The sequence below is a fragment of the Streptomyces sp. NPDC032721 genome (assembly GCF_055579625.1).
The window spans coordinates 335,288-358,451 of record NZ_JBVIMX010000009.1 but is presented as its reverse complement, the minus strand read 5'-3'; the positions used below and the strand labels follow the sequence as shown (position 1 = coordinate 358,451).

The 23,164-nt window shown below is 72.8% G+C and carries 21 protein-coding genes; 9 read left to right on the top strand and 12 right to left on the bottom strand.

The features are described from left to right. Nucleotides 1–22: 22 nt before the first annotated feature. Complete coding sequence (locus ACZ5PB_RS21225; protein ID WP_468693246.1) at nt 23–559, bottom strand: DinB family protein; 537 nt, start codon at nt 557–559, stop codon at nt 23–25. 78 nt (nt 560–637) lie between these two features. Here ACZ5PB_RS21225 and ACZ5PB_RS21220 point away from each other — a divergent pair, with 78 nt between their 5' ends. Both ACZ5PB_RS21220 and ACZ5PB_RS21215 read left to right on the top strand, forming a co-directional pair. Next, nucleotides 638–1,351: an alpha/beta fold hydrolase gene (locus ACZ5PB_RS21220; protein WP_468693244.1), complete on the top strand. Its 714-nt coding sequence runs from the start codon at nt 638–640 to the stop codon at nt 1,349–1,351. 65 nt (nt 1,352–1,416) lie between these two features. Next, nucleotides 1,417–2,373, top strand: coding sequence for a DUF5829 family protein (locus tag ACZ5PB_RS21215; RefSeq protein WP_468693272.1), 957 nt, complete (start codon nt 1,417–1,419; stop codon nt 2,371–2,373). 97 nt (nt 2,374–2,470) lie between these two features. Here ACZ5PB_RS21215 and ACZ5PB_RS21210 read toward each other — a convergent pair whose 3' ends face one another. The 8 genes from ACZ5PB_RS21210 to ACZ5PB_RS21175 all read right to left on the bottom strand — a co-directional run bounded on the left by ACZ5PB_RS21210 (nt 2,471) and on the right by ACZ5PB_RS21175 (nt 12,360). Further along, nucleotides 2,471–3,403 (bottom strand): RNA polymerase sigma-70 factor, encoded by a 933-nt coding sequence (locus ACZ5PB_RS21210; RefSeq protein WP_468693243.1) that lies wholly within the window; start codon nt 3,401–3,403, stop codon nt 2,471–2,473. Nucleotides 3,404–3,470: 67 nt separating this feature from the next. Then, nucleotides 3,471–3,944 (bottom strand): carboxymuconolactone decarboxylase family protein, encoded by a 474-nt coding sequence (locus tag ACZ5PB_RS21205; protein WP_468693241.1) that lies wholly within the window; start codon nt 3,942–3,944, stop codon nt 3,471–3,473. Between the two features lie 126 nt (nt 3,945–4,070). Then, nucleotides 4,071–4,394 carry an L-rhamnose mutarotase gene (locus tag ACZ5PB_RS21200; RefSeq protein ID WP_468693239.1) on the bottom strand — a complete coding sequence of 108 codons (324 nt, stop codon included), beginning with the start codon at nt 4,392–4,394 and terminating at the stop codon, nt 4,071–4,073. A gap of 39 nt (nt 4,395–4,433) precedes the next feature. Beyond that, complete coding sequence (locus ACZ5PB_RS21195; RefSeq protein WP_468693238.1) at nt 4,434–5,795, bottom strand: nitrate/nitrite transporter; 1,362 nt, start codon at nt 5,793–5,795, stop codon at nt 4,434–4,436. A gap of 67 nt (nt 5,796–5,862) precedes the next feature. Continuing rightward, a complete protein-coding gene (nirD, locus tag ACZ5PB_RS21190) occupies nt 5,863–6,264 on the bottom strand; it encodes a nitrite reductase small subunit NirD (RefSeq protein ID WP_468693236.1) in 402 nt (133 codons plus the stop codon). After that, nucleotides 6,261–8,801 carry a nitrite reductase large subunit NirB gene (nirB, locus tag ACZ5PB_RS21185; protein WP_468693271.1) on the bottom strand — a complete coding sequence of 847 codons (2,541 nt, stop codon included), beginning with the start codon at nt 8,799–8,801 and terminating at the stop codon, nt 6,261–6,263. The genes nirD and nirB overlap by 4 nt, the downstream gene beginning before the upstream one ends. 71 nt (nt 8,802–8,872) lie before the next feature. After that, on the bottom strand, nt 8,873–10,150 hold the full coding sequence (locus ACZ5PB_RS21180) for an NAD(P)/FAD-dependent oxidoreductase (protein WP_468693235.1): 1,278 nt from the start codon (nt 10,148–10,150) through the stop codon (nt 8,873–8,875). Continuing rightward, a complete protein-coding gene (locus ACZ5PB_RS21175) occupies nt 10,147–12,360 on the bottom strand; it encodes a molybdopterin oxidoreductase family protein (protein ID WP_468693233.1) in 2,214 nt (737 codons plus the stop codon). The genes ACZ5PB_RS21180 and ACZ5PB_RS21175 overlap by 4 nt, the downstream gene beginning before the upstream one ends. A gap of 192 nt (nt 12,361–12,552) precedes the next feature. Here ACZ5PB_RS21175 and ACZ5PB_RS21170 point away from each other — a divergent pair, with 192 nt between their 5' ends. Beyond that, complete coding sequence (locus ACZ5PB_RS21170; protein ID WP_468693231.1) at nt 12,553–13,713, top strand: uroporphyrinogen-III synthase; 1,161 nt, start codon at nt 12,553–12,555, stop codon at nt 13,711–13,713. Then, nucleotides 13,710–14,462: a sirohydrochlorin chelatase gene (locus ACZ5PB_RS21165; RefSeq protein ID WP_468693230.1), complete on the top strand. Its 753-nt coding sequence runs from the start codon at nt 13,710–13,712 to the stop codon at nt 14,460–14,462. The genes ACZ5PB_RS21170 and ACZ5PB_RS21165 overlap by 4 nt, the downstream gene beginning before the upstream one ends. On the opposite strand, the gene ACZ5PB_RS21160 is transcribed toward ACZ5PB_RS21165, so the two are convergent. Next, the gene (locus ACZ5PB_RS21160) at nt 14,456–15,427 is read right to left on the bottom strand and encodes an MBL fold metallo-hydrolase (protein WP_468693270.1); all 972 of its coding nucleotides are present in this window, start codon (nt 15,425–15,427) and stop codon (nt 14,456–14,458) included. The genes ACZ5PB_RS21165 and ACZ5PB_RS21160 overlap by 7 nt on opposite strands. A gap of 111 nt (nt 15,428–15,538) precedes the next feature. Between ACZ5PB_RS21160 and ACZ5PB_RS21155 the strand changes: the two genes are divergently transcribed. Further along, the gene (locus ACZ5PB_RS21155) at nt 15,539–16,462 is read left to right on the top strand and encodes an AraC family transcriptional regulator (protein WP_468693228.1); all 924 of its coding nucleotides are present in this window, start codon (nt 15,539–15,541) and stop codon (nt 16,460–16,462) included. On the opposite strand, the gene ACZ5PB_RS21150 is transcribed toward ACZ5PB_RS21155, so the two are convergent. Then, nucleotides 16,459–17,082, bottom strand: coding sequence for a Rossmann-fold NAD(P)-binding domain-containing protein (locus tag ACZ5PB_RS21150; protein ID WP_468693227.1), 624 nt, complete (start codon nt 17,080–17,082; stop codon nt 16,459–16,461). The genes ACZ5PB_RS21155 and ACZ5PB_RS21150 overlap by 4 nt on opposite strands. 39 nt (nt 17,083–17,121) lie before the next feature. Here ACZ5PB_RS21150 and ACZ5PB_RS21145 point away from each other — a divergent pair, with 39 nt between their 5' ends. From ACZ5PB_RS21145 to ACZ5PB_RS21135, 3 genes are all read left to right on the top strand, one after another. Then, on the top strand, nt 17,122–17,793 hold the full coding sequence (locus ACZ5PB_RS21145) for a HEAT repeat domain-containing protein (protein WP_468693225.1): 672 nt from the start codon (nt 17,122–17,124) through the stop codon (nt 17,791–17,793). A gap of 4 nt (nt 17,794–17,797) precedes the next feature. Further along, complete coding sequence (locus tag ACZ5PB_RS21140; RefSeq protein WP_468693223.1) at nt 17,798–18,853, top strand: MerR family transcriptional regulator; 1,056 nt, start codon at nt 17,798–17,800, stop codon at nt 18,851–18,853. Nucleotides 18,854–18,967: 114 nt separating this feature from the next. After that, nucleotides 18,968–20,125: a methyltransferase gene (locus tag ACZ5PB_RS21135; RefSeq protein WP_468693269.1), complete on the top strand. Its 1,158-nt coding sequence runs from the start codon at nt 18,968–18,970 to the stop codon at nt 20,123–20,125. Here the strand turns inward: ACZ5PB_RS21135 and ACZ5PB_RS21130 are convergent. Further along, nucleotides 20,094–21,398: an ROK family transcriptional regulator gene (locus tag ACZ5PB_RS21130; RefSeq protein ID WP_468693221.1), complete on the bottom strand. Its 1,305-nt coding sequence runs from the start codon at nt 21,396–21,398 to the stop codon at nt 20,094–20,096. The two genes, ACZ5PB_RS21135 and ACZ5PB_RS21130, sit on opposite strands and share 32 nt — an antisense overlap. Before the next feature lie 139 nt (nt 21,399–21,537). On the opposite strand from ACZ5PB_RS21130, the gene ACZ5PB_RS21125 reads away from it, so the two are divergent. Next, on the top strand, nt 21,538–23,025 hold the full coding sequence (locus ACZ5PB_RS21125) for a carboxylesterase/lipase family protein (RefSeq protein WP_468693219.1): 1,488 nt from the start codon (nt 21,538–21,540) through the stop codon (nt 23,023–23,025). Nucleotides 23,026–23,164: the final 139 nt, after the last annotated feature.

Here is a 23,164-nt window from a genome sequence, read left to right as displayed (position 1 = left end):
CTCTCACCGGCCCCTCGTTCCGTCACGGGCCCGTGACGCCGTCGATGCTCTCCCTGATGAGGTCGGCGTGGCCGTTGTGGCGGGCGTACTCCTCGATCATGTGGACCACGATCCAGCGCAGCGAGACGGTGTCGGTGCCCGCTCGGGCGGCCTCCTGCGGGGTGAAGCGGCCGGAGTCGTCCAGGGCTGCACCGGCGACGACCGCACGGCTGCGCTCGACCTCCGCCCGCCAGGCGTCCAGCGCTTCGGGCAGGCCGCCCGGGGTGTCGTCCTCGTCCAGCGCGAAGCCGCCGTCCGCACCGCCCACCTCCGCGAGGGAAACGTCCGCACCGCTGAACACCCGCTGGAACCAGTTGCGTTCGACCCGGGTGAGGTGCCGGACCAGACCGAGCATCGTGACCGCCGACGGCGCCACGGCGGCCGTCCTCGCCTGTACGTCGTCGAGACCCTCGCACTTGAAGGCGAGAGTGGCCCGGTGAAACTCCAACCAGCCCTCCAGCATGGCGCGTTCGTCGGCGTGCGCTTCCGGTACGGGACGTCCGTCGGGAGTCGTCTTCATGCGTGACAGCCTCGCACGCGACCAGGGCGCCCGGACAAAGGTCCGGGCATTGTCAGACCTCCCGGTTACCTTGTCCCCATGGCTGAATACGTGTTGGTGGCAGGAGCTTGGCTGGGTTCGTGGGCCTGGGAGGAAGTGGTGGCCGGGCTGCGTGCCGCCGGGCACGGAGCGCATGCGGTGACGCTCTCCGGGCTGGCGGAGAAGCGGGACGCCGAGGGGGCCGGTGCCGTGGGGCAGCAGACCCATGTGCGGGACATCGTCGAGGAGATCGAGCGGCTCGATCTGCGCGAGGTGGTGCTGGTCGGGCACAGCTATTCCGGCATCCCCGTCGGTCAGGCCGCCGAGCGGATCGGTGACCGGCTGGCGAGGGTGGTGTTCGTCGACGCCTGTGTGCCGACGGACGGGGAGGCGTTCGTGCCGGCCGAACCGGACCCGCGCCGGGCGCCGTTGGTGAAGGCGATATCGGAGAACGGCGGTTTCTGGCCGCCGGCGACCGCGGCCGAGTGCGCGGACCAGGACCTGAGCGAGGAGCAGCTCGCCCGGTTCCTGGGCGGGGCGACACGGCACCCGGGCAGCACACTGCTCGAACCGGCGGAGCTGGCCGGGTGGTTGGGCGAGATTCCGGCGACGTACGTCAAGTGCCTGCTCGACTGGCCCGAACCGGACGAGAATGTGGTGGAGCTGCTGAAGAGCGAGCGGTGGGAGCTGGTGGAGATGAACACCGGGCACTGGCCGATGTTCTCCCGTCCGCAGGAGTTGGTGGAGGTGCTCCTGGCGCCCCTGGCTCGTTAGAAGGGCTGCGGAAGGGCGCTCCCCGGCCTACGATCCCCCTCATGCTGATTCGTCACGTACTGCGAATGATCATTGCCTTTGCCGTGATCCTTGCGCTGGGGGTGGTTCAGGGCGGGGTGAGCGCCGCGAGGGCTGGTGAGGTCGGGCCGGGCTCCGACCCCGGTTCCGGCGCCGGTGCTGGTGCCGGTGCTGGTTCCGGGCGGCAGTTGCTCTTCTACAACCATGCGTACGGGGTGATGGACCGGGCCACGGCCGATGCCGTCGAACACTCCGCGTACCTGCGGAAGTTCGCCGACTTCGAGGTCCGTACGACGACGGGTTCCGGCGGGCAGACCTGGACCGGCCGGTACCTGATGGGCCGCGAGACGTACATGGAGCTGTTCGGCGTCGGCGACCTGCCCGGGAAGGACGGAACCCTCGGCTCCGCCGGGATGGGGATCTCGACCGAGCGGGACGGCGACCTGGACACGGTGATCCAGCGGCTGCGGGACGGCGGGATCAGCGATCCGCTGCTGTTCCAGCAGACGCGGGACTTCGGCGACGGGATTCCGGTGCCGTGGTTCGACGCCGTGTTCACCACCGGGGAGTACGACCTCTTCGGCACCTGGGGAATGGAGTACCGGCCGGAGTACTTCGCCGACCCGCGCGGAAAGACCGGGCCCGCCCGCTACCCCGGTGACGTCGGCCGGGACCGCTACCTCCGGGACGACTACCGCACCCGTCTGATGCGCGACCTGACGTCGATCCGCATCGCGGTCACCCCGCGCGACCTGGCCAATACGGTGCCGCTGCTGAAGGCGGGCGGGTTCACCGTACGGGAGACGCCGGGCGGCGGGGCGGTTGCCAGGGGTGGCACGACCACGATCAGGTTCGATGCCGTCCCCCTCGACAAGGTGGGCCTGCGCCAGGTCGACTTCGTACTGAACCGGGCGGTCCCGTACCGGCACGTCGAGAAGCTCGGCAACTCGACGCTGGTCGTGGGCCCCGGCAAGCACGCGGTGTGGACGTTCGCAGGCAGGTAGTCCGATGGCGGTGCCGGTGCCGTCGGCCGCTCTAGCCGAACATCACGCTGTGCGGCACCGGTGAAGTCGTCACCGTTCACGTTCACGTAGTGCAGTGTCACCCGACGGGATTGTGGGTTTGGCGAATTCGGCGGGCTTCCCGGTCGATGGCCCAGGCGTCGGCCACCGGGCCCAGGTGGCTCAGTTTGTCGGGGTTGCCCAGGCCCCGGAGGGTCTGGATCCGGCCGTCGACCACATCGAGGACGATGACGTTCAGGACCTTGCCGTCGCGGTCGCGGAGGATCGCGCCCGGCTGGCCGTTGACCTCGCACGGTTCGCACGTGACGTCGATCCGCCACAGCAGCGGGAACGCCGCGCCCAGCAGCCGCGCCACGTTCTGCGCGCCCACCACGGTCCTGGCCAGCCGGGGCGCCTTGCCGCCGCTGTCCCCGACCAGTTGTACGTCGGCGGCCAGCAGACTTTGCAGACCGCCCACGTCACCGTCCTTCAACGCGTCGAAGAAGCGCGTCGCCAGCTCCCGCCGCTCCCGCCCGTCCGCGGCGAACCTCGGCCGCCCGTCCCGCACGTGCCGGCGCGCCCGTACGACGAGCTGGCGGCAGGCGGACTCCGAACGCCCCACCGCCTCGGCCACCTCGTCGAACCCGAAGCCGAACACCTCGCGCAGCACGAACGCCGCCCGCTCCAGCGGGCTGAGCCGCTCCAGCAGCACCAGCGCCGCCATCGACACGGACTCGGCCAGCTCCGCCGCCCGCGCCGGGTCCTGGTACGGGTCGCTCAGCAGGGGCTCGGGGAACCACGGCCCGACGTACTCCTCCCGCCGCACCCGCGCGGAGCGCAGTACGTCGATGGAGAGCCGGGTCACCGCGGCGGACAGGAACGCCTTCGCCGACACGGGTTCGGTCGCCGAGGCGTCGTAGCGGAGCCAGGTCTCCTGGACGGCGTCCTCGGCCTCGCCCACGCTGCCCAGGATCCGGTACGCGATCGAGAACAGCAGTGGCCGCAGCTCCTCGAACTCCTCGACCTTGCTCACGCCGCGCCCTCTTCCCCGAACCCCTGGATCACCCGAAACCGTCGGTGGCAGGGTAACCGGCCCCTGCTCAGTGGAACTGACCGGCCACGTAACCTCCTGCGGGCGTCTGGGCGATGATGTTCAACCGGTTCGCCGTGTTCATGAATGCGACCAGGGTCACCAGGCTGGTGAGCTGCTCGCCGTCGTAGTGCTTGGCGGCCCTCTCCCACACCTCCTGGCTGACCCCGCCCGCGCCGTCCGCCACCCGCGTGCCCTGCTCCGCCAGTTCCAGCGCGGCGCGTTCGGCCTCGGTGAAGACGGTGGCCTCCCGCCAGGCCGCCACCAGGTGCAGCCGTACCGCCGTCTCGCCCGCGGCGGTGGCGTCCTTGGTGTGCATGTCGATGCAGGCCGCGCAGCCGTTGATCTGGCTGACGCGCAGGGCCACCAGTTCCTGGACATCGGCGGGCAGCGTCGATTCCTTGAGTACCCGGCCCGCTGCCATGAAGTGCTTGAAGGCCTTGCCCGCGGTCTGGCTGGCGAAGTAGTCGAGTCGCGCTTCCATGGTGTGCTCCTTCGTGTTCGTACGGGGTCCGTACGAGGTCCTCAACGGCTGCCTACGTCCCCTGAGACGAGGTAGCCCGAGCCCCTGTGACACGGAAGGATGTGACCTGGGTCTCCGATGCGCTCCTCACTCCATCAGGAAGACCTGCTCCGCCCGCGCCCACCACTCCCCCGGTGCCGCCTCCGGCACCCGCTCCTGGAGCGGGTCGGTCAGTTTCCACCACTCCTGGGTGGCCTCGTCCTCGGCCAGTACGGCGAGATCGGCGGCGAGGTCCGTGCCGTGGTACTCGTAGTAGCTGAACAGCCGGTCGCCCAGCAGATGGATCGAGTAGTTGGCGATGTTGCTCGCACGCAGCCGGGCGAGCACCGGCTCGGGCACCGCCTCGTGCAACTTCCGGTATTCCGCGACCTTTTCGGGGACGACCCGAATGACCTGCGCGATCCGCTCCATGCAAGATCACCTCCTGGGCGCGAAGTTATCGGAAAAGGGTCAGGCGCGGAAGCGAGCGGGCTGCCGCCGCAGGTACACCGCCCAGGTGACCGCCAGGCACAGCACGTAGTACGCGAGGAAGGCGAGGTACGCCGCGTCGCCCGTGCCCTCCGTCAGGAAGGACTGGCGGAACGCGATGTTCACCAGCACTCCGCCCAGCGCGCCGACCGCGCCCGCGATGCCGATCACGGCACTGGAGCGGCGGCGGGAGCGCCCCTCCGCCTCCGCCGGGTCGGCCCCCGCCGCCGTTTCGCGGGCGGCCCGAGCGTGGAAGATGCCGGGGATCATCTTGTACGTCGAGCCGTTGCCGATGCCGCTGAAGACGAAGAGCGCGACGAATCCGGTCAGGAAGAGCGGCAGCGAGCCCGACTTCGAGGCGAGGAGCACGAGGAGCGCGCCGGCCGCCATGGCCACGAAGTTCCAGAAGGTGACGCGCGCCCCGCCCCACCGGTCGGCCATCGCGCCGCCCACGGGCCGGATCAGGGACCCGAGCAGCGGCCCGAGGAAGGTCAGGTAGGCGGCGCTGACCGCCGTCGGGAAGTCGGCGTGGAACTGCACCAGCAGCACCTGCCCGAAGGCGAATCCGAAGCCGATGAAGGAGCCGAAGGTGCCGATGTAGAGGACGGACATCACCCAGGTGTGCGGCTCCCGGGCGGCCTCCCTGAGGGCGCCCCGGTCGTTGCGCAGGGCCGGGAGGTTGTCCATGCGCAGGGCGGCGGCGAGTGCGGCGACGACGATGAGCGGTACGTAGATCAGCGGCACCAGCCGGGGGTGCGCGGCACCGGCGGTGGCCAGGACGAGGAGCCCGAGGAGCTGTACGGCGGGTACGCCGAGGTTCCCGCCGCCCGCGTTGATGCCGAGGGCACGGCCCTTGAGGTGCTGGGGGTAGAAGGCGTTGATGTTCGCCATCGAGGAGGCGAAGTTGCCCCCGCCGATGCCCGCGACGGCGGCGACGACCAGGAGCGTGGTGTACGAGACCCCGGGTTCGAGCACGTACGCGGTGAGCAGCGCGGGGAGGAGCAGCGCCAGGGCACTGATCACCGTCCAGTTGCGCCCGCCGAAGACGGCGACGGCGAAGGTGTACGGGAGCCGGAGGGCCGCGCCGAGCAGGGTGGGGACGGCGGTCAGCACGAACTTCCCGGCCGGGTCGATGCCGTACTCGGGCCCGAGGAAGAGCACGAGGACGGACCACAGGCTCCAGACGGAGAAGCCGATGTGCTCGGAGAGTACGGAGAAGACGAGGTTGCGGCGGGCGATGGCGGCGCCGGTGGCGGACCAGAACGCGGGATCCTCCGGCCGCCACTCGTCGATGGGCGGACGGGACTTGGGTGGGGACTGGGGGGTGCGGAGGGTGCTGGTCATGGGTGTGGCTTCCGCCTAACTGGGAGGGTGAGGAGCCGGGGGCAGCTAGCCGAGCGGCCGGGGGCAGCTAGTCGAGCGGCCGGGTGCGGACCGGCCAGACCGGGAGGGTTGCCGGGGTTCCGTCCGGGGCCGTCTCCTCGTCCAGGCAGGTTCCCGTCCGGAGGTCGAAGGCCTGTTTGTACATCGGGGAGAGCACCACCGGGACGCCGTCGCGGGTGCCGAGCAGGCCTCGGGAGATGACGTGGGCGCCGCTGAAGGGGTCGCGGTTGCCGACCGCGTGCACCGTTCCGGCGCGGTCCCGGTAGAGGGCGATCTGGTGGTCGCCGACCAGTGCGGCGACTCCGCGGCCCGGGATCAGGAGGTCGTACGGGCAGACGGCGTCCCAGCCGTCCCCCGTGTCCACCTCGACCATGAGGAGAGCGCCCGCAGTGGTGCTCACAGCGGCCGTACTCACAGCAGTGGTGCTCATGCGAGAGTCCTCACTTCCAGGGTCGGGCCCGCCACCAGCGCGTCCGCCGGGCGGATCTGGTCGCGTTCGGGGACGAAGCGGATGGTCGGGTCGGGGGTTCCGGGGGCGTTCACGAACGAGACGAAGCGGGCGAGGCGTTCCGGGTCGTCGAGGGTGGCCCGCCATTCGTCCTCGTACGCCGAGACGTGGCGGCCCATCAGTTCGTCGAGGTCGGCGCAGATGCCGAGGGAGTCGTCCACGACGACCGCCCGCAGGTGGTCGAGGCCGCCCTCCATGCGTTCGATCCACGGGGCGGTCCGCTCCAGGCGGTCGGCGGTGCGGACGTAGAACATCAGGAAGCGGTCGATGGTGCGGAGCAGGGTCTCGCGGTCGGCGTCGACCAGCAGCAGGTCCGCGTGGCGCGGGGTCATGCCGCCGTTGCCGCCGACGTAGAGGTTCCAGCCGGCCGAGGTGGCGATCACGCCGAAGTCCTTGCTCTGCGCCTCCGCGCACTCGCGCGCGCAGCCGCTGACGGCGGACTTCAGCTTGTGGGGGGCGCGCAACCCCCGGTAGCGGAGCTCCAGTTCGATGGCGAGGGCGACCGAGTCCTGGACGCCGTAGCGGCACCAGGTCTGGCCGACGCAGGACTTCACCGTACGGAGCGACTTTCCGTAGGCGTGGCCCGACTCGAAGCCCGCGTCGACCAAGCGCCGCCAGATCAGCGGGAGTTGGTCGACCGAGGCGCCGAACATGTCGATGCGCTGGCCGCCGGTGATCTTCGTGTAGAGGCCGAAGTCGCGGGCGATCTCGCCGATGGTGATGAGCCCGGCGGGGGTGACCTCGCCGCCGGGGATGCGCGGGACGACCGAGTAGGAGCCGTTGCGCTGGAGGTTGGCGAGGAAGTGGTCGTTGGTGTCCTGGAGGGCGGCCTGTTCGCCGTCCAGGATGTGTCCGGAGACGGCGTCGCCGAGGGCGGGGCTGAGGGAGGCGAGGACCGAGCCGACGACCGGCTTGCAGATCTCACAGCCCTCGCTGCCCGCCTTCCCCTCCTGCCCGTGTTCGGCGATGAGCTGGGCGAAGGTGGTGATGCGCCTGACCCGTACGATCTCGTAGAGCTCGGCGCGGGTGTGGGCGAAGTGTTCACAGAGACCGGTGGCCAACTCCACGCCCTGAGCGGTGAGTTCGTCCGCGACGAGGGTGCCGAGGAGTTTTACGCAGGACCCGCAGCCGGTGCCCGCGCGGGTGCACTTCTTCACGGCGGGGACGTCCGCGCACCCGCCGTCGGCGACGGCGGCGCGGATGGCGCCCTTGGTGACGTTGTGGCAGGAGCAGACCACCGCGTCGTCGGGCAGCGCGATCGGTCCCGGCGCCGCTCCGATCGACGAGGGCAGCACCAGCTGCTCGGGCGGGGCGGTCAGCGGGGCGCCGCTCAGGGCGAGCGGCCTCAGCAGGTCGTACGACTCGGTGTCGCCGACCAGGACGCCGCCAAGGAGCACCCCGTCGGCGCCGATGACCAGCTTCTTGTAGACGCCCTCGCGGCTGTTGGCGTAGAGGACTTCGAGGGCGCCCTCGGTGGTGCCCTGCGCATCGCCGAAGGAGGCGACGTCCACGCCGAGCAGCTTGAGCTTGGTGGAGAGGTCGGCGCCGGTGAAGGAGCCCTCGCCGCCGGTGAGTTGACCGGCGACCGCCTCGGCCATCGCATAGCCGGGCGCCACCAGCCCGTACACCCGTCCGTCGGCCGCGAGCGCGCACTCGCCGATCGCCCAGACGGCCGGGTCCTCGGTCCGGCAGGCCTCGTCGACCACGATGCCACCGCGCTGGCCGACCGGCAGGCCGCAGTCTCGGGCGAGCTGGTCGCGGGGGCGCACGCCCGCCGAGAAGACCACGAGGTCGGTGTCGAGGGTCGCCCCGTTCGAGAGCACCATGCCCCGCACGGCGCCGTCGGAGTCGGTCTCGACGGTCTGGGTGCCGGCCCCCGTGTGCACGGTGACGCCCAACTCCTGGATCTTGTCCTGGAGTACGGCACCGCCGCCCTCGTCCACCTGAAGGGCCATCAGCCGGGGGGCGAACTCGACGACGTGCGTGTCGAGCCCCATCGCCCGCAGCGCGCCCGCCGCCTCCAGACCGAGCAGCCCGCCGCCCACGACCGCGCCCACCCGGGCGGTGTCGGCGGCGGCCCGGATCGCCTCCAGGTCCTCGATGGTGCGGTAGACGAAGCAGCCTTCCGCGTCGTGCCCCGGCACCGGCGGCACGAAGGGGTACGAGCCGGTGGCCAGGACGAGGGCGTCGTACCCGAAGACCTCGCCGGAGCGGGAGGTCACGGTCCTGGCCGCCCTGTCGATCGTCTCGGCGGGGTCGCCGAGCCGCAGGTCGATGTCGTACTTGGTACCGAAATCGGCGTCCCACATGGAGAGTTCGTCGGCGGTGGTGCCGGAGAACCAGGAGGTGAGGTGGACCCGGTCGTAGGCCGGGCGCGGCTCCTCGGCGAGCACGGTGACCTGCCAGCGGGAGGTCCCGTCCCGCTCGGCGAACGCCTCCAGGAAGCGCTGGCCGACCATTCCGTGGCCGACGAGCACCAGGCGGCGGCCCGCCGCCTCCGTCGCGGCTGCTTCTTTCTCCGTCACGGACGTCACAGAGTGGCTCCTTCGGCTTCGATGGGTGTGAGCAGATCGAGGGGGCTCGGCGGCAGCGGCTCGCCCCTCTCGTAGGTACGGGTGAGTTCGCCCACGGCGGTGAGGTCGCCGACGAGGATCGCGCCGACGAGCCGGTCGCCGCGCATCACGAGCTTCTTGTACGAGCCGTAGGCCCCGCGCGTGCCGTCGGCGAGCCGCAGCGCGTCCCCGTCGGTGTCCGCGACCTCGCCGAACGCGGCGATCTCCAGGGCCCCGGCGGTGAGCCGGGCGAAGCCCGAAGCCCCGGGGCCCGAAGTCCCGGTGTACGTGGCGTCCGGTGCGGCGCCCGAGAGCCGGGCGGCCAGTACGTCGGCCTGCGCCCACGCCGGTCCGGTCAGCCCGTGCACGGCGCCCCGGTGTTCGGTGCAGTCGCCGATGGCGTACACACCGGGCGCCGAGGTGGCGAGGGTGTCGTCGACGACAACGCCGCGCCGCACCTCGATCCCGGCGGCGCGGGCAAGACCGGTGCGGGGGCGGACCCCGCAGGCCAGGACGACGAGGTCGCAGTCGAGTACGTGGCCGCTGGCGAGGGCGACCCCGGTCACCGCGCGGTCGCCGCGCAGGGCGCGGGCCCGGTTGCCGGTGTAGACGGCAGCGCCCATGCCTTCCAGGGCGCGCCGGACGGTGGCACCGGCCTCCTCGTCGAGATGACGTTCCATCAGGTGTGGTGCCTGGTGCACGACTTCGACGGGAATGCCGAGGGCGGCGAGTGCGCGGGCGGCGCTGACACCGAGTACCCCGCCGCCGATGACGACGGCGCGCCGGGCGTCGGTGGCGGCCTCGGCGAGGCGTACGCAGTCGGCGAGCGACCGGAAGGCGTGCACCCCGTCCTTGAGCTCGCGGCCGGACTTGGCGTTCCCAGGCATGTCCGGTCCCGTGCTGTGCAGGTGGCGGATCGGGGGCAGTACGGGGTTCGCCCCAGTGGCGAGGACGAGGCGGTCGTACGAGGCGGACTCGCCCGTGTCCGTCCGCAGCGTCCGGTCCGCCGTGTCCAGGGCCACGACCTCCGTGCCCGTACGGACGAGGGCTCCACCGGCCGGGAGCGCGAGGGCGTCCGGGGTGTAGCGGCCGTCCAGTACTCCGGCGAGGAGGGCGCGGTTGTACGGGGCGTACGACTCGTGGCCGTACAGCGTGAACTCCAGTGCCCCCTCAGGCGCTTGGGCCATTGCCTGCCGGGCGAGCCGGGCGGCTGCCATGCCCGCGCCGACCACTGCCACTCGTACCGGCCCGGTCATGCCTTCTCCACCTTCACTGCGCACACCTTGAACTCCGGCATCCGCGACGTCGGGTCGAGCGCCGCGTTGGTGAGGGAGTTCGCCCGGCCCTCGCCCGCCCAGTGGAACGGCATGAACACCGTGTCCGGCCGGATTCCCCCGGTCACCCGCGCGGGTGCGGTGGCCCGTCCGCGCCGGCTGGTCACGGCGAGCAACTCGCCCTCCGCCACTCCCAGTCGGGCCGCGAGACGCGGGTGCAGCTCGACGAAGGGGCCGGGTGCGGCACCGTTCAGCTCGGGGGTGCGGCGGGTCTGGGCGCCGCTCTGGTACTGGGCGAGGACCCGCCCGGTGGTGAGGTACAGCGGGTAGTCGGCGTCCGGCTCCTCGGCTGCGGGCCGGTGCGAGACGTCGGCGAAGCGGGCCCGCCCGTCGGGGGTGGCGAACCGGTCGAGGAAGAGGCGCGGGGTGCCGGGGTGAGGATCAGCCCCCTCGCCTGCACCAGCATCCGTCCCCTCGCCCGCACCGGCCTCCGTCCCCTCCCCCGCACCCGCCGGGCACGGCCAGAAAACCCCCTCCTCCTCCCGTATCCGCCCGTAGCTGATGCCCGAGTAGTCCGCCTGGCCGCCCGCCGAGGCCTCGCGCAGTTCCGCGAAGACCTCCTCCGGGTCGTACGGGAAGCCCTTCTCGTGCCCGAGCCTGGCCGCCAGTTCGTGCAGGATGTGCAGGTCCGAGCGGACCTGCCCCGGCGGGCGCACCGCCGCCTGGCGGAGGATGACGCGGCCCTCCAGGTTGGTCATGGTGCCGGTCTCCTCCGCCCACTGGGCCGACGGCAGTACGACGTCGGCGAGCGCGGCGGTCTCGGAGAGGACCACGTCGCAGACCACCAGGGTGTCCAGGGCCCGCACCCGCTCGGTGACGTGGCGGGCGTTCGGTGCGGAGACGACCGGGTTGGAGCCCATCAGGAGCAGCGACCTGACCCCGCCCTCGGTCCCCAGCGCGTCCAGGAGCTCGTACGCGGAGACGCCGGGCCCCGGCAGGTCCGCCGGGTCGACTCCCCAGACCCGCGCCACGTGTGCGCGTGCCGCCGGGTCCGTGATCGACCGGTAGCCGGGCAACTGGTCGGCCTTCTGGCCGTGTTCGCGCCCGCCCTGCCCGTTGCCCTGCCCGGTCAGACATCCGTAGCCGGACAGCGGGCGCCCGGCCCGGCCCGTCGCCAGGCACAGGTTGATCCACGCGCCGACGGTGTCGACGCCCTTGCTCTGCTGTTCGGGGCCGCGCGCGGTCAGCACCATCCCGGATCCGGCGGCCACGAACAGCTCGACGGTGCGCCGCAGTTGGGCCACCGGCACCCCGGTCAGGGTCTCGACGCGCTCCGGCCAGTGCGCCATCGCGGCGGCCCGCGCGTCCTCGTACCCGCTCGTACGGGCGGCCACGAACTCCTCGTCGACGTGTCCGCCCGCGATCACCAGGTGCAGCAGCCCCAGTGCGAGCGCCAGGTCGGTGCCGGGCATCGGGGCCAGGTGGAGGTCGGCCAGCTCGGCGGTCCTGGTGCGGCGCGGGTCGACGACGATCAGCTTCCCGCCCGCCTCCCGCATCTCGCGCAGATAGCGGACGGCGGGCGGCATCGTGTCGGCGAGGTTGCTGCCGACGAGGATCACGCAGCCGGTGCGCGCCACGTCCGCCAGGGGGAAGGGGAGGCCCCGGTCGAGGCCGAAGGCGGCCTTGTGCGCGGCGGCTGCGGAGGACATGCAGAAGCGGCCGTTGTAGTCGATGTGCGCCGTACGCAATGCGACGCGGGCGAACTTGCCGAGCAGGTACGCCTTTTCGTTGGTGAGCCCGCCGCCGCCGAACACGCCGACCGCGTCGCGCCCGTACCGGCCGGCCGTCGTGCGGAAGGCCGCCGCGACCCGGTCCAGGGCCTCGTCCCAGCCGGCCTCGCGCAGCGGGCCGCCCTTGTCGTCCCGTACGAGAGGGGTGGTGAGCCGGACACCCGGCGCGAGGACGGCGGCGGCGTTGTGGCCCTTGCCGCACAAGGCTCCCCGGTTCACCGGGAATTCGGGGCGCTCGACGATCTCCACGGGCCGGGCGGCCGATCCGGTGGCGCGCAGCCGCATCCCGCACTGCAGGGAGCAGTACGGACAGTGGGTGTCGGCGGGGGAGGCAGGGGCGGCGGCCGGGCTGCCTGCTGGGGCCGCCGGAGCCACCGGGAGCGTCGTCGGGGTCGCGTTCATGGGCCACACCGTGCCCGCGCGGCGTTACGCGCCCGCATCCCGTGCGTTGCGCGGACGGTACGTATCGCTCACTTCCCGCAGGTCAGCGTGCGAGGGCCAGGACACACGCCCGTATCGCGGGGCGGCTCTACTCTCACGTCGGCGAGACGCGTCCGTAACAGCGGCTTAACAACGTTCGGCCAGTGTCGGCGCATGACAGCAGCACTGCCCACCCCGCCCGTTCCGCCCGAGGGCCCACTGGTCGGACTGACGGTGGGCGTGACCGCCGACCGCCGCCGCGACGAGCTCGAAACCCTGCTCCGGCGCCGAGGCGCGCGGATCGTTTCCGCGCCCGCCCTGCGGATCGTGCCGCTGGACGACGACGCCCGCGTACGGCAGGCGACCGAGGAGTGCCTGGCGGCGCCGCTGGACTACGTGGTCGCGACCACCGGTGTCGGCTGGCGCGGCTGGATCAGCGCGGCGGAGGGGTGGGGGACGGGCACCGCGCTCGTCGACGCCTGCCGGACGGCGACGGTGATCAGCCGGGGCCCGAAGGCGACGGGCGCGATCCGGGCGTCCGGGCTGCGGGAGAGTTACGCGCCCGCTTCCGAGGCGGTCGACGAGCTGCTGGAGTGGCTGCTCGGCCAGGACCTGACCGGGCGCCGCGTCGCCGTCCAGGAACACGGGGCAGCACTCCCGGAGTTCACCGCCGCGCTGCGCGCACGCGGCGCGGAGGTGGTGGAGGTGCCGGTCTACCGGTGGGGTCCGGCCGCCGACCCGGAAGCGGTGCAGCGGCTGGTGGAAGCGACGGTACGGGGCGAGGTGCACGCGCTGCCCTTCACCAGTGCTCCGGCGATCGACGCGTTCCTCGGGGCGGCGGAGGAGTCGGGCCGACGCGAGGAGCTTCTCACCGCGATGCGCACGACCGTGCTCGCGGCCTGCATAGGCCCGGTCTGCGCCCGCCCGCTGCTCGCGGCGGACGTGCCGTGCGTCTGGCCGGAACGCGGCAGGCTCGGCTCCCTGGTACGCACCCTCGACCAGCAGCTCCCGGGCCTGCACCGCCGCCAACTCCCCCACGAGGGCGACTGGTTGACCCTCCAGGGCACAGCGGTCTCCGGCACCGCCGGCACCGTCCACCTCACCCCCCTCCCGGCCGCGATCCTGCGCGCGCTGGCGGAACGCCCCGGCACCGTCCTGAGCCGCGCCGAACTCCTGCGCAGGGCCTGGCCCGCCGAACCCGACTCCCCGCGCCCGACGGACGAGCACACGGTGGAGGCGGCGGTGGCCCGGCTGCGGTCGGCCCTGGGCCCGTACTCCTCCCTCGTCCGTACGGTGACGAAGCGGGGCTACCGGCTGGCGGTGGACCCGAGGTGACACCGGACATACCGGGGCCGCCGAAGGCCCGGACCCTCCTCGCCGTGGCGCACGGCACGCGGGACCCCGCCGGGACCGCGACCACCGAGGCACTCATCGCCAGGGTGCGCGAACTGCGCCCGGAACTGCGGGTGTTGCTGGCGTACGTCGATGTGGCACGCCCGAGCCTCGGGGAGGTGCTGGCGGGACTCTCCGGCGAGGTGGTGCTCGTACCCCTACTTCTCGGCACGGGCTATCACATCCGGGTCGACATTCCTGCGGCACTGGCCGAGGCCCCACAGGTGCGGGCGCGGATCGCGGACGCGCTGGGCCCGGACCCGCTGCTCGCCCAGGCGCTGGCCGACCGGCTGGAACAGGTACGGGCGCCCGCCACCGGGCCGGTGGTGCTCGCCTCGGCCGGATCCTCCGACCCGAGGTCGCAGCGGGACACCGCCGAGATGGCGGAGCTGCTGACCCACCGTCTGGGGCGCCCTGCGGTCCCGTCCTACCTGTGCGGCGGCTCCCCCACGCCTGCGGAGGCGGTGGCGGCGCTGCGGGCGCAGGGCCACGAGGACGTGACGGTGTCGACGTACCTGATGACCCCGGGGTTCTTCGCGCGCAGGGCGGCGGCAGCGGCTGCGGGGGCCGGTTCGGTGACGTCGGCGCCGCTCGGGACCCATGAGGCGGTGGCCCGGCTGATCCTGGCACGGTACGACGCCGCACCGGCCCTGCCGGAAGCGGCCGTTGCCGTCGGCCACTCGGCTCACTGACGCCCGTACGCCGCCCAACGGCCGAGGGCGAACCCGTCGCCCGCCCGCCGGACCTCCACCGCGCCCGCGCCCGCGAAGTGGGCGGGCACGACCAACTCGCGTTCGTCCGCCGCGCGTTCGAGGACGCGGCGTCGGCTGGCCACCGCCTGCTCCTGGTCCAGGCAGAAGCAGCTGTTGCAGGAGGGCGCGAGTATCTGCGCCGGGCTGTGCAGGAGGTCGCCGACGAAGACCGCCCGGTCGCCCCCGGACGCGAGGCGCAGTACGGACGAGCCGGGGGTGTGGCCGGGTGCGGATTCCAGGGTGAGGTGTGCGTCGATGCGGTATCCGCTGCTCCCGTCGCTGTCCCCGTCCCACAGGACGGACTGGCCGGCCCGGTGGACGGGCGCGATGCTGTCCTCGTAGAGCAGCCGGTCGTCCGGCTGGCGGCCGTTGCCGTAGCCGTTCTCCGGACCGAAGTGGAAGTCGTCCGCAGCCGGGATCAGGTACTGGGCGTTCGGGAACATCGGCCGCCAACCGCCGTCCGCCGCCGTGGTGTTCCAGCCGACGTGGTCGGCGTGGAGGTGGGTGTTGACGACGACGTCGACATCCTCGGGCCGGACTCCGGCACGGGCCAGTGCGTCGGGGAAGTCCCCCTGCATGTGATGGAAGTGCGGATTGTTGGGCCGCTCACGGCCGTTGCCCACTCCGGTGTCGATCAGTACGGTCCGCCCCTGGCTGCGCAGGACCCACGACTGGAGCGCCATGACGGCCCTGTCGCTCCCGGGGTCCCAGTGCGCGGGGGCCAGCCGGTCCGCGTTGTCCTGCCACAGCGCGGCGTCGGAACCGGGGACCAGGGTGCGTGCGGGGGCGAAGGGGGTCTGCCATTCGACGACCCGGATGACCTCGACGTCGCCGAGCACGAAGCGCTGGGTGCTCGGGTCGGTGGCCTCGGGTTGTGCGATGTCCTCGGTCGTACTCGTGTCCATGTCCATGACCTTGATGCTAGGAAGCACGATCGAGCGTCTCAATGCCTCATCAACTCATGAAGATACGCAGTCGTCTCATGCACGACACCCTGGCCCGGATACCCTGACCCGATGGACGTGGTGAGCGACGCAGTCTCGGCCGTACGCATCGGGCGGCCCTCCTCGAACCGGGTGCGGGTCGGCGGGAGTTGGTGCACGCGGCTCGACCCGTACGACGGTGCGGGCTTCCACGTCGTACTGGAGGGCAACTGCTGGCTGCTCCCCGACTCCGGCGCGCCGGTCTCGCTCCGCCCGGGCGACCTGGTGCTGCTGCCGCACGGCACGGGGCACGTGATCGCCGACTCCCCCGCCGACGCGGCGACCGTGGCAGCGGCGCTGCCGTTCGAGCGGTGGCTCGACAGGAGGGACGCGCACCGGCCCCGGGACGGCTCGGGCGAGGTGGAGATGCTGTGCGGCAAGTACCGTCTCGACCGCCGTGGCGCGCACCCGCTGATGCGCGAACTGCCCACGGTCGTCCATGTACCGAACCGGGTGGGCGACCACCCCGAACTCCGTTCGGTCATCGACCTGTTGGGCAACGAGGTGGGCGCGCGGGGGCCGGGCTCCTGCATCGCCGTACCCAGCCTGCTCGATCTGCTGCTGGTCTACACGATCCGGGTGTGGACGACCCGGGGCAGCGGCACCTGGCCGGCCGTACTGGGCGACCCGGTGGTGGCCGACGCCCTGCGCGCACTGCACACCGACCCGGCCGCCCCTTGGACCGTCGACCGGCTGGCCGCCGAGACGGGAGTCTCCCGCGCGACGCTGGCCCGCCGCTTCACCACCCTGGTCGGACGCCCGCCGATGGCGTACCTGACCTGGTGGCGGCTGACCTCGGCCGCCGCCCTGCTCCGCGACACCCCGGACCCTCTGGCCACGGTCGCCCGCCAGGTCGGCTACGGAACCCCGTACGCCCTCTCCCACGCCTTCAGCAGGCAGTTCGGCACCACGCCGGGCCAGTACCGGGCGACGGCGGGAGCTCCGGCTCCGGGCTAGGGCCGCTCCCCCCAGGGCCGGACACGGCCGACGACGAACGTGTCGTACGAGCCGTACGTCTCGCCGGCCCCCTCGGGCGCGCGTACCGCCGCGAGCACCCCCTCGTGGATCTCCCGGTGCACGAGCCACCGGGTGCCGGCGGCCGCTCCCCCCGCGCCGTCCCCGTCGGTGAACCCGAGGATCACCCGCCGGAAGCGGTGTTCGCGGAACGCCGGGGGAACCTCTGGGGCCGGCCCCGCCGGATCGGCCGCCGAGCTGCCCACGACCTCCACCACGAGCGCGTCTTTCGCCAGCACCTCGGCCAGGGCCGGGTACACCGCCGCCCGTTGGGGCGTACGGACCCACAGGACCGCGATCCGGAAGAGCCCCGTCTCGCGGACCGCGCCGCGCAGCGCGCTCCTCAACTCCCGTACGCCTGACGCGTAGTCGACCGGAAGCGGGACGACGTACCCGGCCCCCTCGCAGGACTCCGCGAGCGCGGCGAGGGCCTGTTTCCCGCGGGCGAGCACCGCCGTCGGGTGCCCGTCCGCGGCCAGGGCGGTGACGACGCCCGCGAGCATTCCGGTGCCGCCGACCACGAGGGCCGGGGTTCCTCTTCGTTGAGCGGTTGACCTTGACATGGTGACAAGGTTTTCACTGTGGTCAAGGAGGTGGTCCCGATGGCCATGGCACAGCAGGACACGGCGCGCGCACTCCGCGCTCTGGAGGACGACCGCGAGTCGGTGCGGTTGCGGGCGGCGCTCGCGGTCGGGACGCACCCTGACCTGCGGTTCGTCGACAAGCTCATCGAGCGGTGCGCGATCGAGCCGGGGTTCTACGTACGCGAGACGCTCACCTGGGCGCTCACCCGGCACCCCTCGTCCGCGACCGTCCCCGCCCTCGTCGGCGAGGTCCGCTCGCAGCGGAACCAGGCGCGGAGCCAGGCCCTGCACACCCTGTCCAAGATCGGGGACCGGCAGGCGTGGCCGGTGATCACGCGGGCGCTGCTGGCCGATCCGGACGACGAGGTGGCCCGGAGCGCCTGGCGGGCGGCGGTCGTGCTCGTACCGGAGGGCGAGGAGGCGGAGTTGGCCGGCGTACTGGTGACGCAGCTCGGGCGGGGCGAGCGGGAGACCCGGCTCAGCCTGAGCCGGGCGCTGATCGCGCTCGGTGACATGATGCTGCCCGCGCTGCGGCGGATCGCGGCGACCGACCAGGACCCGCTCGTACGTCAGCACGCGCTGGCCACGGAGCGGCTGTTCCACGACCCGGACGCCGGATTCGAGTTCGCGATCGAGGAGGCCAAGCGTGTCGCGGTGCTCGGCGGACCGGGGCAGGAAGGAGCAGGGTAGGCGGATGTTGATCGGTGAGGTGGCACGGCGGTCCGGGGTCAGCGCCCGCATGCTCAGGCATTACGAGTCGCTCGGCCTGGTCCGGCCGAGCGGGCGGACCGGGGGCGGCTACCGCGAGTACTCCGGCGAGGACATCCGGCGGATCTTCCACATCGAGAGCCTGCGTTCGCTGGGGCTCTCGCTGCGGGACGTCGGGCGGGCGCTGGACGATCCCGGCTTCACGCCCTCGGAGCTCGTCGACGGCCTCGTACGGCAGACGCAGGAGCGCATCGCGGCCGAGACGGCGCTGCTGACGCGGCTGCGGCGGCTGGGGGCTGCCGAACCGGCCGGGTGGGAGGACGCGCTGCAGATCGTGGCGCTGCTCCAGGCGCTGGGGTCGGAGAGCCCGGCGAAGCGGCAGCGGGCGGCGCTGTCCTCAGCACAGCCCTCGCCACAGCCCTCGGCACAGTCCTCGGCGCTGTCGGACGAAGAGGCTCCGGTGCCGCTGCCGGTGGAAGCGCTGGTCGAGGCCGTGCTGAGCGAGACGGACCCGAATGTCGCCGGAGCCCTCCGCTGGGCCCTGGCGCAGTCGGGCGCCGCCGGACTGCCCCTCCTGGCCGAGGGCCTCGCCTCGCCGGACGCCGAGGTCGGGAAGCGGGCCGTCGAGTCGATCGCCGAGATCCCGGACGACGGCGCGACCGCCCTGCTGCGCGATGCCCTCACCCACCCCGACGCCACGATCCGCAACAACGCGGCGCTGGCGCTTGGGCCGCGCGGCGTGGACGACGCGGTCGGGACCCTCGTGGACATGGTGGTCGCGGGGACGAGCGACGTCGCCGCCGCCGACGCCCTGGGCGCGCTGGCGGGCCGTCCGCGAGCGGCGGATAGGATCGCCAGCACACTCGTTGACCGTCTCGCCCACGACACCGTCGAACCGTCCGCCCGCCGGCGGCTCACCGAGGCGCTCGCGGACATCCCGGGAAGCACGGCCTCACGTGCCCTCGCAGATCTCTCGCACGACGACGATCGTGCCGTTGCGCTGACCGCGGCATACATTCGGACGCTGCGCGACGCGCGATGACACGCTCCTCGCGTCGGAGTGCACGTTCCACCGTCATGCCCTGCTGTCCCGATGTCCCGCACGTTCGATCACGAGGAGTACGCGGTGTCCACGAACCCGGCGTCCGCAAACCCGGTGCCCACGATCCGGTGGACCGAGGGCGACACCGAACTGTCCGCCCCCTGGCACTCCGAGAGCGCCACCCCGCCCCCCGCCCGGGTCGCCGTCGCGGACGACCGGACGAAGGCCGACGCCGCCTACAAGCTGGCCTGCGAGGGTACGACGCTGCTGTGGCGCGGCGACTTCCACAACGCGCGCCAGCTGCTCCAGGCCATGCGCCGCCGCATCGAACGCAAGGCTCCGCCCACCGGCGACACCCCGGCCGAGTCCTTCCACCTGCACCGCCGGGCCCGCAACCACCGCGCCCGCGTCCTGGGCAAGCTCCTGGTCCTGCTGGAGGACGACCACTCCCTCGCGCTGCGCCGGGCCCCCGACGTACGCCGGGCGTGCGACGAGGCGTACGGTCCCGCGACCGGGCCCAAGGCGGTCTCGCTCACGGAGCTGCTGGGCGTGATCGGCGCGCAGCAGTGGCGCGAGAAGGGCGTGGAGATCGCGGCGCTCGGCGCGCGCATCCACCCGTACTACGGTGTGTTCTCCCCGGTCAGGGGCGAGTACGTGGACCTGGTCGCGCGCACCCCGCTACCCGGGCGGGCGAGCGGGAGCACCGACAGCACCGGCACTCGTACTCCCCGTACCGCCTTCGACCTCGGCACGGGCACCGGCGTGCTCGCCGCCGTCCTCGCGAACCGGGGCTTCGACCGGGTCGCGGCCACCGACATCAACCCCCGCGCGCTGGCCTGCGCCCGCGACAACATCGGCCGGCTGCACCTCGCCGACCGCGTCGACGTCACAGGACCCGCCCTGTACCCCGAGGGCGACGGCCGCGCCGATCTGGTCGTCTGCAACCCGCCGTGGCTCCCCGCCCGCCCGACCTCCTCCGTCGAGCAGGGCGTCTACGACACCAACAGCGACATGCTGCACGGCTTCCTGAACGGTCTGACCGCCCGTCTGAACCCGGGCGGCGAGGGCTGGCTCATCCTCTCGGACCTCGCCGAACACCTCGGCCTGCGGACCCGCGACGAGCTCCTGACCGTCATCGGGGCAGCGGGCCTGGAGGTCCTGGAGCGCATCGACACCAGGCCGGAACACCCGCGCGCCAAGGACGCCGACGACCCGCTGCACGCCGCGCGCGCGGCGGAGGTCACTTCGCTGTGGCGTCTGGCAGCCCGCTGAGCGCAGGCCGTCCCACCGGTACCTGCGCCGGGTCGTCCAGCACCGCGTCCCGGGCGAAGAGTGCCGCGCCGCGCAGTGTCGCCTCCTCGCCGAGGCTGCCGAGCACGGGCAGCGGGGTCATGGCCGGGGCGAGGGCGCGGCGGCGTTCCAGGCGGGAGAGGACGGCGCGCTCCAGCCAGGGGTACCAGGTGGCCAGGTAGCCGCCGAGCACCACTTCGTCGACGTCCAGGATCGAGGTGACGCCGAGGATGGCGGCGCCCAGGGCCTCGCCCGCCGCGTCGAGGGCGGCCACCGCGCGGGGGTCGTCGGCGCGCAGGGCCAGGTCGAGTGCGGCGAGTGCGGCGTCCTTGCCGGAGCGCTGGAGCGTGCCGGACAGGCCCGCCGCCGCGACGAGGGTTTCGGGGCCCGCGTAGATGGCGAGGCAGCCCCGGGCGCCGCAGTCGCAGGGCGGTCCTTCGAGGGAGAGCGGGAGGTGGCCGGGTTCGCCCGCCAGGCCGTGGCTGCCGCCGTGGATACGGCCCTCGCTGACGAAGCCGCCGCCGACGCCGGTGTCGGCCTTGAAGTAGGCCATGCCGTGCGGGGGTCGGCCGACCTGGCGGGCTGCCAGGGAGTGGTACTCGGCGAGGGCCGCCATGTTCGCGTCGTTGACCACAACAAGGGGGACGGGGGAGACGTCCGGCGCTCCGGGAAGGCACGCCCCGATGAGCGCGCCCAGGTCGACAGGCCCCTGCCAGCCGAAGTCCGTCGCGGCGGCCACCGTGTGCGAGGCGTCCGAGGTGACCGGGCCAGCCATCGCGACCACCACCTGCGACAGGTGCGCCCCGGACACCGAACGCGCCGCGTCCCCCGCCCGGCCGACCGCTTCCGCGACCGCGGCGGCGAGCGCCGGGGGGTCGCCCTTGGGGGCGTGGTGGGCGACCGACTCCTCGGTGACGACCGTGCCCGCCAGGTCGGTGACCTGGGTACGCAGCCGCTCCAGACTGATCTGTACGGCGATGGCCGTGACGCGCTCGGGAACGAGCTGGAGCTGCCGCTGCGGACGCCCCCGGCGGCCGGACTGAGTGGTCCCCGCCTCGCACACCAGACCGCGTTCCGTGAGGTCGGCGACCAGGGCGGTCACGGAGGCGTGCACCAGACCGGTGGCGGCGGCGACCTGCGTACGGGAGCAGGGTCCGGCCAGTGCGATGTGGCGCAGGACGCGGGCGAGGTTGTGACGTCGTACGGCGGCGGAGTCGGTCGGCCGGGGAGCGGAGTCGGCGGGCTTGGGGGGCACAGGGCGATTCTGCCTCCTCGGCGGAGGGCTCGGCCGCTCGGCGTGGCGTACACCACCTTTTATTTCAAGCATTGACATAAATGGTGAATCGACCGGAACCTACTGTCCCGACCTCCCTTTGCACCAGGAGAGCCAGCAGATGACGACCCCCGACCTCCGCCCCACCGTCCGCACGACACTCGGCCCCGTCCGGGGCGAGCGGCGCGCCTCCGGTGACCGCTTCCTCGGGATTCCGTACGCCAAGCCGCCCGTCGGCGAGCTGCGGTTCGCCGCGCCGGTCGCGCCGGAGCCGTGGACGGAGCCGCTGGACGCGACGGCGTACGGCCCGACCGCGCAGCGCCGGCAGTTCGCCGAGGTCACGACGATCCCGGAGCCGACGATCCCGGGGGCCGGCACCCTCAACCTGAACGTGTTCACCCCGGACGCGACCGCAGGGACGGCGCTGCCGGTCCTGGTCTGGATCCACGGCGGCGGCTTCGTCGCGGGCTCGGCCGCCAGCCCGTGGTACGACGGGGCCACCTTCAACCGCGACGGCGTGGTCCTCGTCTCGCTCGGCTACCGGCTCGGCATCGAGGGCTTCCTGCACCTGGACGACGCGCCCGACAACCGTGGGGTGCGCGACTGGATCGCCGCGCTGGAGTGGGTGCGGGAGAACATCGCGGCGTTCGGCGGGGACCCGTCGAAGGTGACCGTCGGGGGGCAGTCGGCGGGCGGCGGCGCCGTACAGACGCTGCTGGCGACGCCGTCGGCGAAGGGGCTGTTCCGGGCGGGGATCTCGATGTCGGGTGCGGTGCTCGATCCGCAGGACAGGGAGATGGGCCTGAGGGTGTCGAAGCTGTTCACCGCCCGCACGGGGCTGCCGGCCACGGCTGCCGCGCTCCGCGACCTGCCGGACGAGGAGATCCTCGCCCTCCAGGACACGCTGGGCGCTCCCGGCCCGGACAGCGAGGGCATCCCGATGCTGAGCCTCGCGCCGTTCGCCGACGGGGAGCTGATCCCGCAGCCGGTGCCGCAGGCGCTGGCGGAGGCACGGACGGCGAGCACCGGGGTGCCGCTGATGCTGGGCTTCACCCGGGACGAATTCAACGCGATCCCGTTCGACGCGAGCACCACGGAGGGGGACGTACGGGGCATGCTCGCGGGGGCCGGCCTGGACGAGGCGCGCAGCGACGCGTTCCTCGCGCTGCACCCGGACAAGAGCCCGGCCCAGCAGATGCCGCAGGTGATCACGGACATCACGTTCCGGGGCCCTTCGCTGACGATTGCCGAGGCGCGCGCGGAACACGAACTCCCCACCTGGCTCTACCACTTCGTCTGGGAGAGCCGGGCGGCCCCGCTCACGGGCATGTCGTACCACTGCCTGGACCTCCCGTTCGCGTTCGACCACCTGAACACCGAGGAGGCCACGGAGGGCGTGGCGGCGGCAACGGGCCCGAACCCGCCCCAGGCGCTGGCGGACGCGATGCACGGGGCATGGGTGAACTTCATCCACGACCTGGACCCGGGGAAGGAGTGGCCGCGCTATACGCGTGAGTCGCGGGAGACGCGGGTGTGGGACACGGAGCCGCGGATCACCCCGGACGCACTGTGCGCGGAACGCGCGATCTGGGTCCGCCAACTGGGCTGAGCAGGTGGCGAACCCGGCCACGGCCGGTGGTCACAGTGCGGGTGTGATCGTGGCTGGCCGCGGAGGTTCCCCCCCCCCCCCCCCCCCCAGGGGGGGGGGAAACGATTTAAGAAAACACCCCCCCCCCCACACCTCTCGC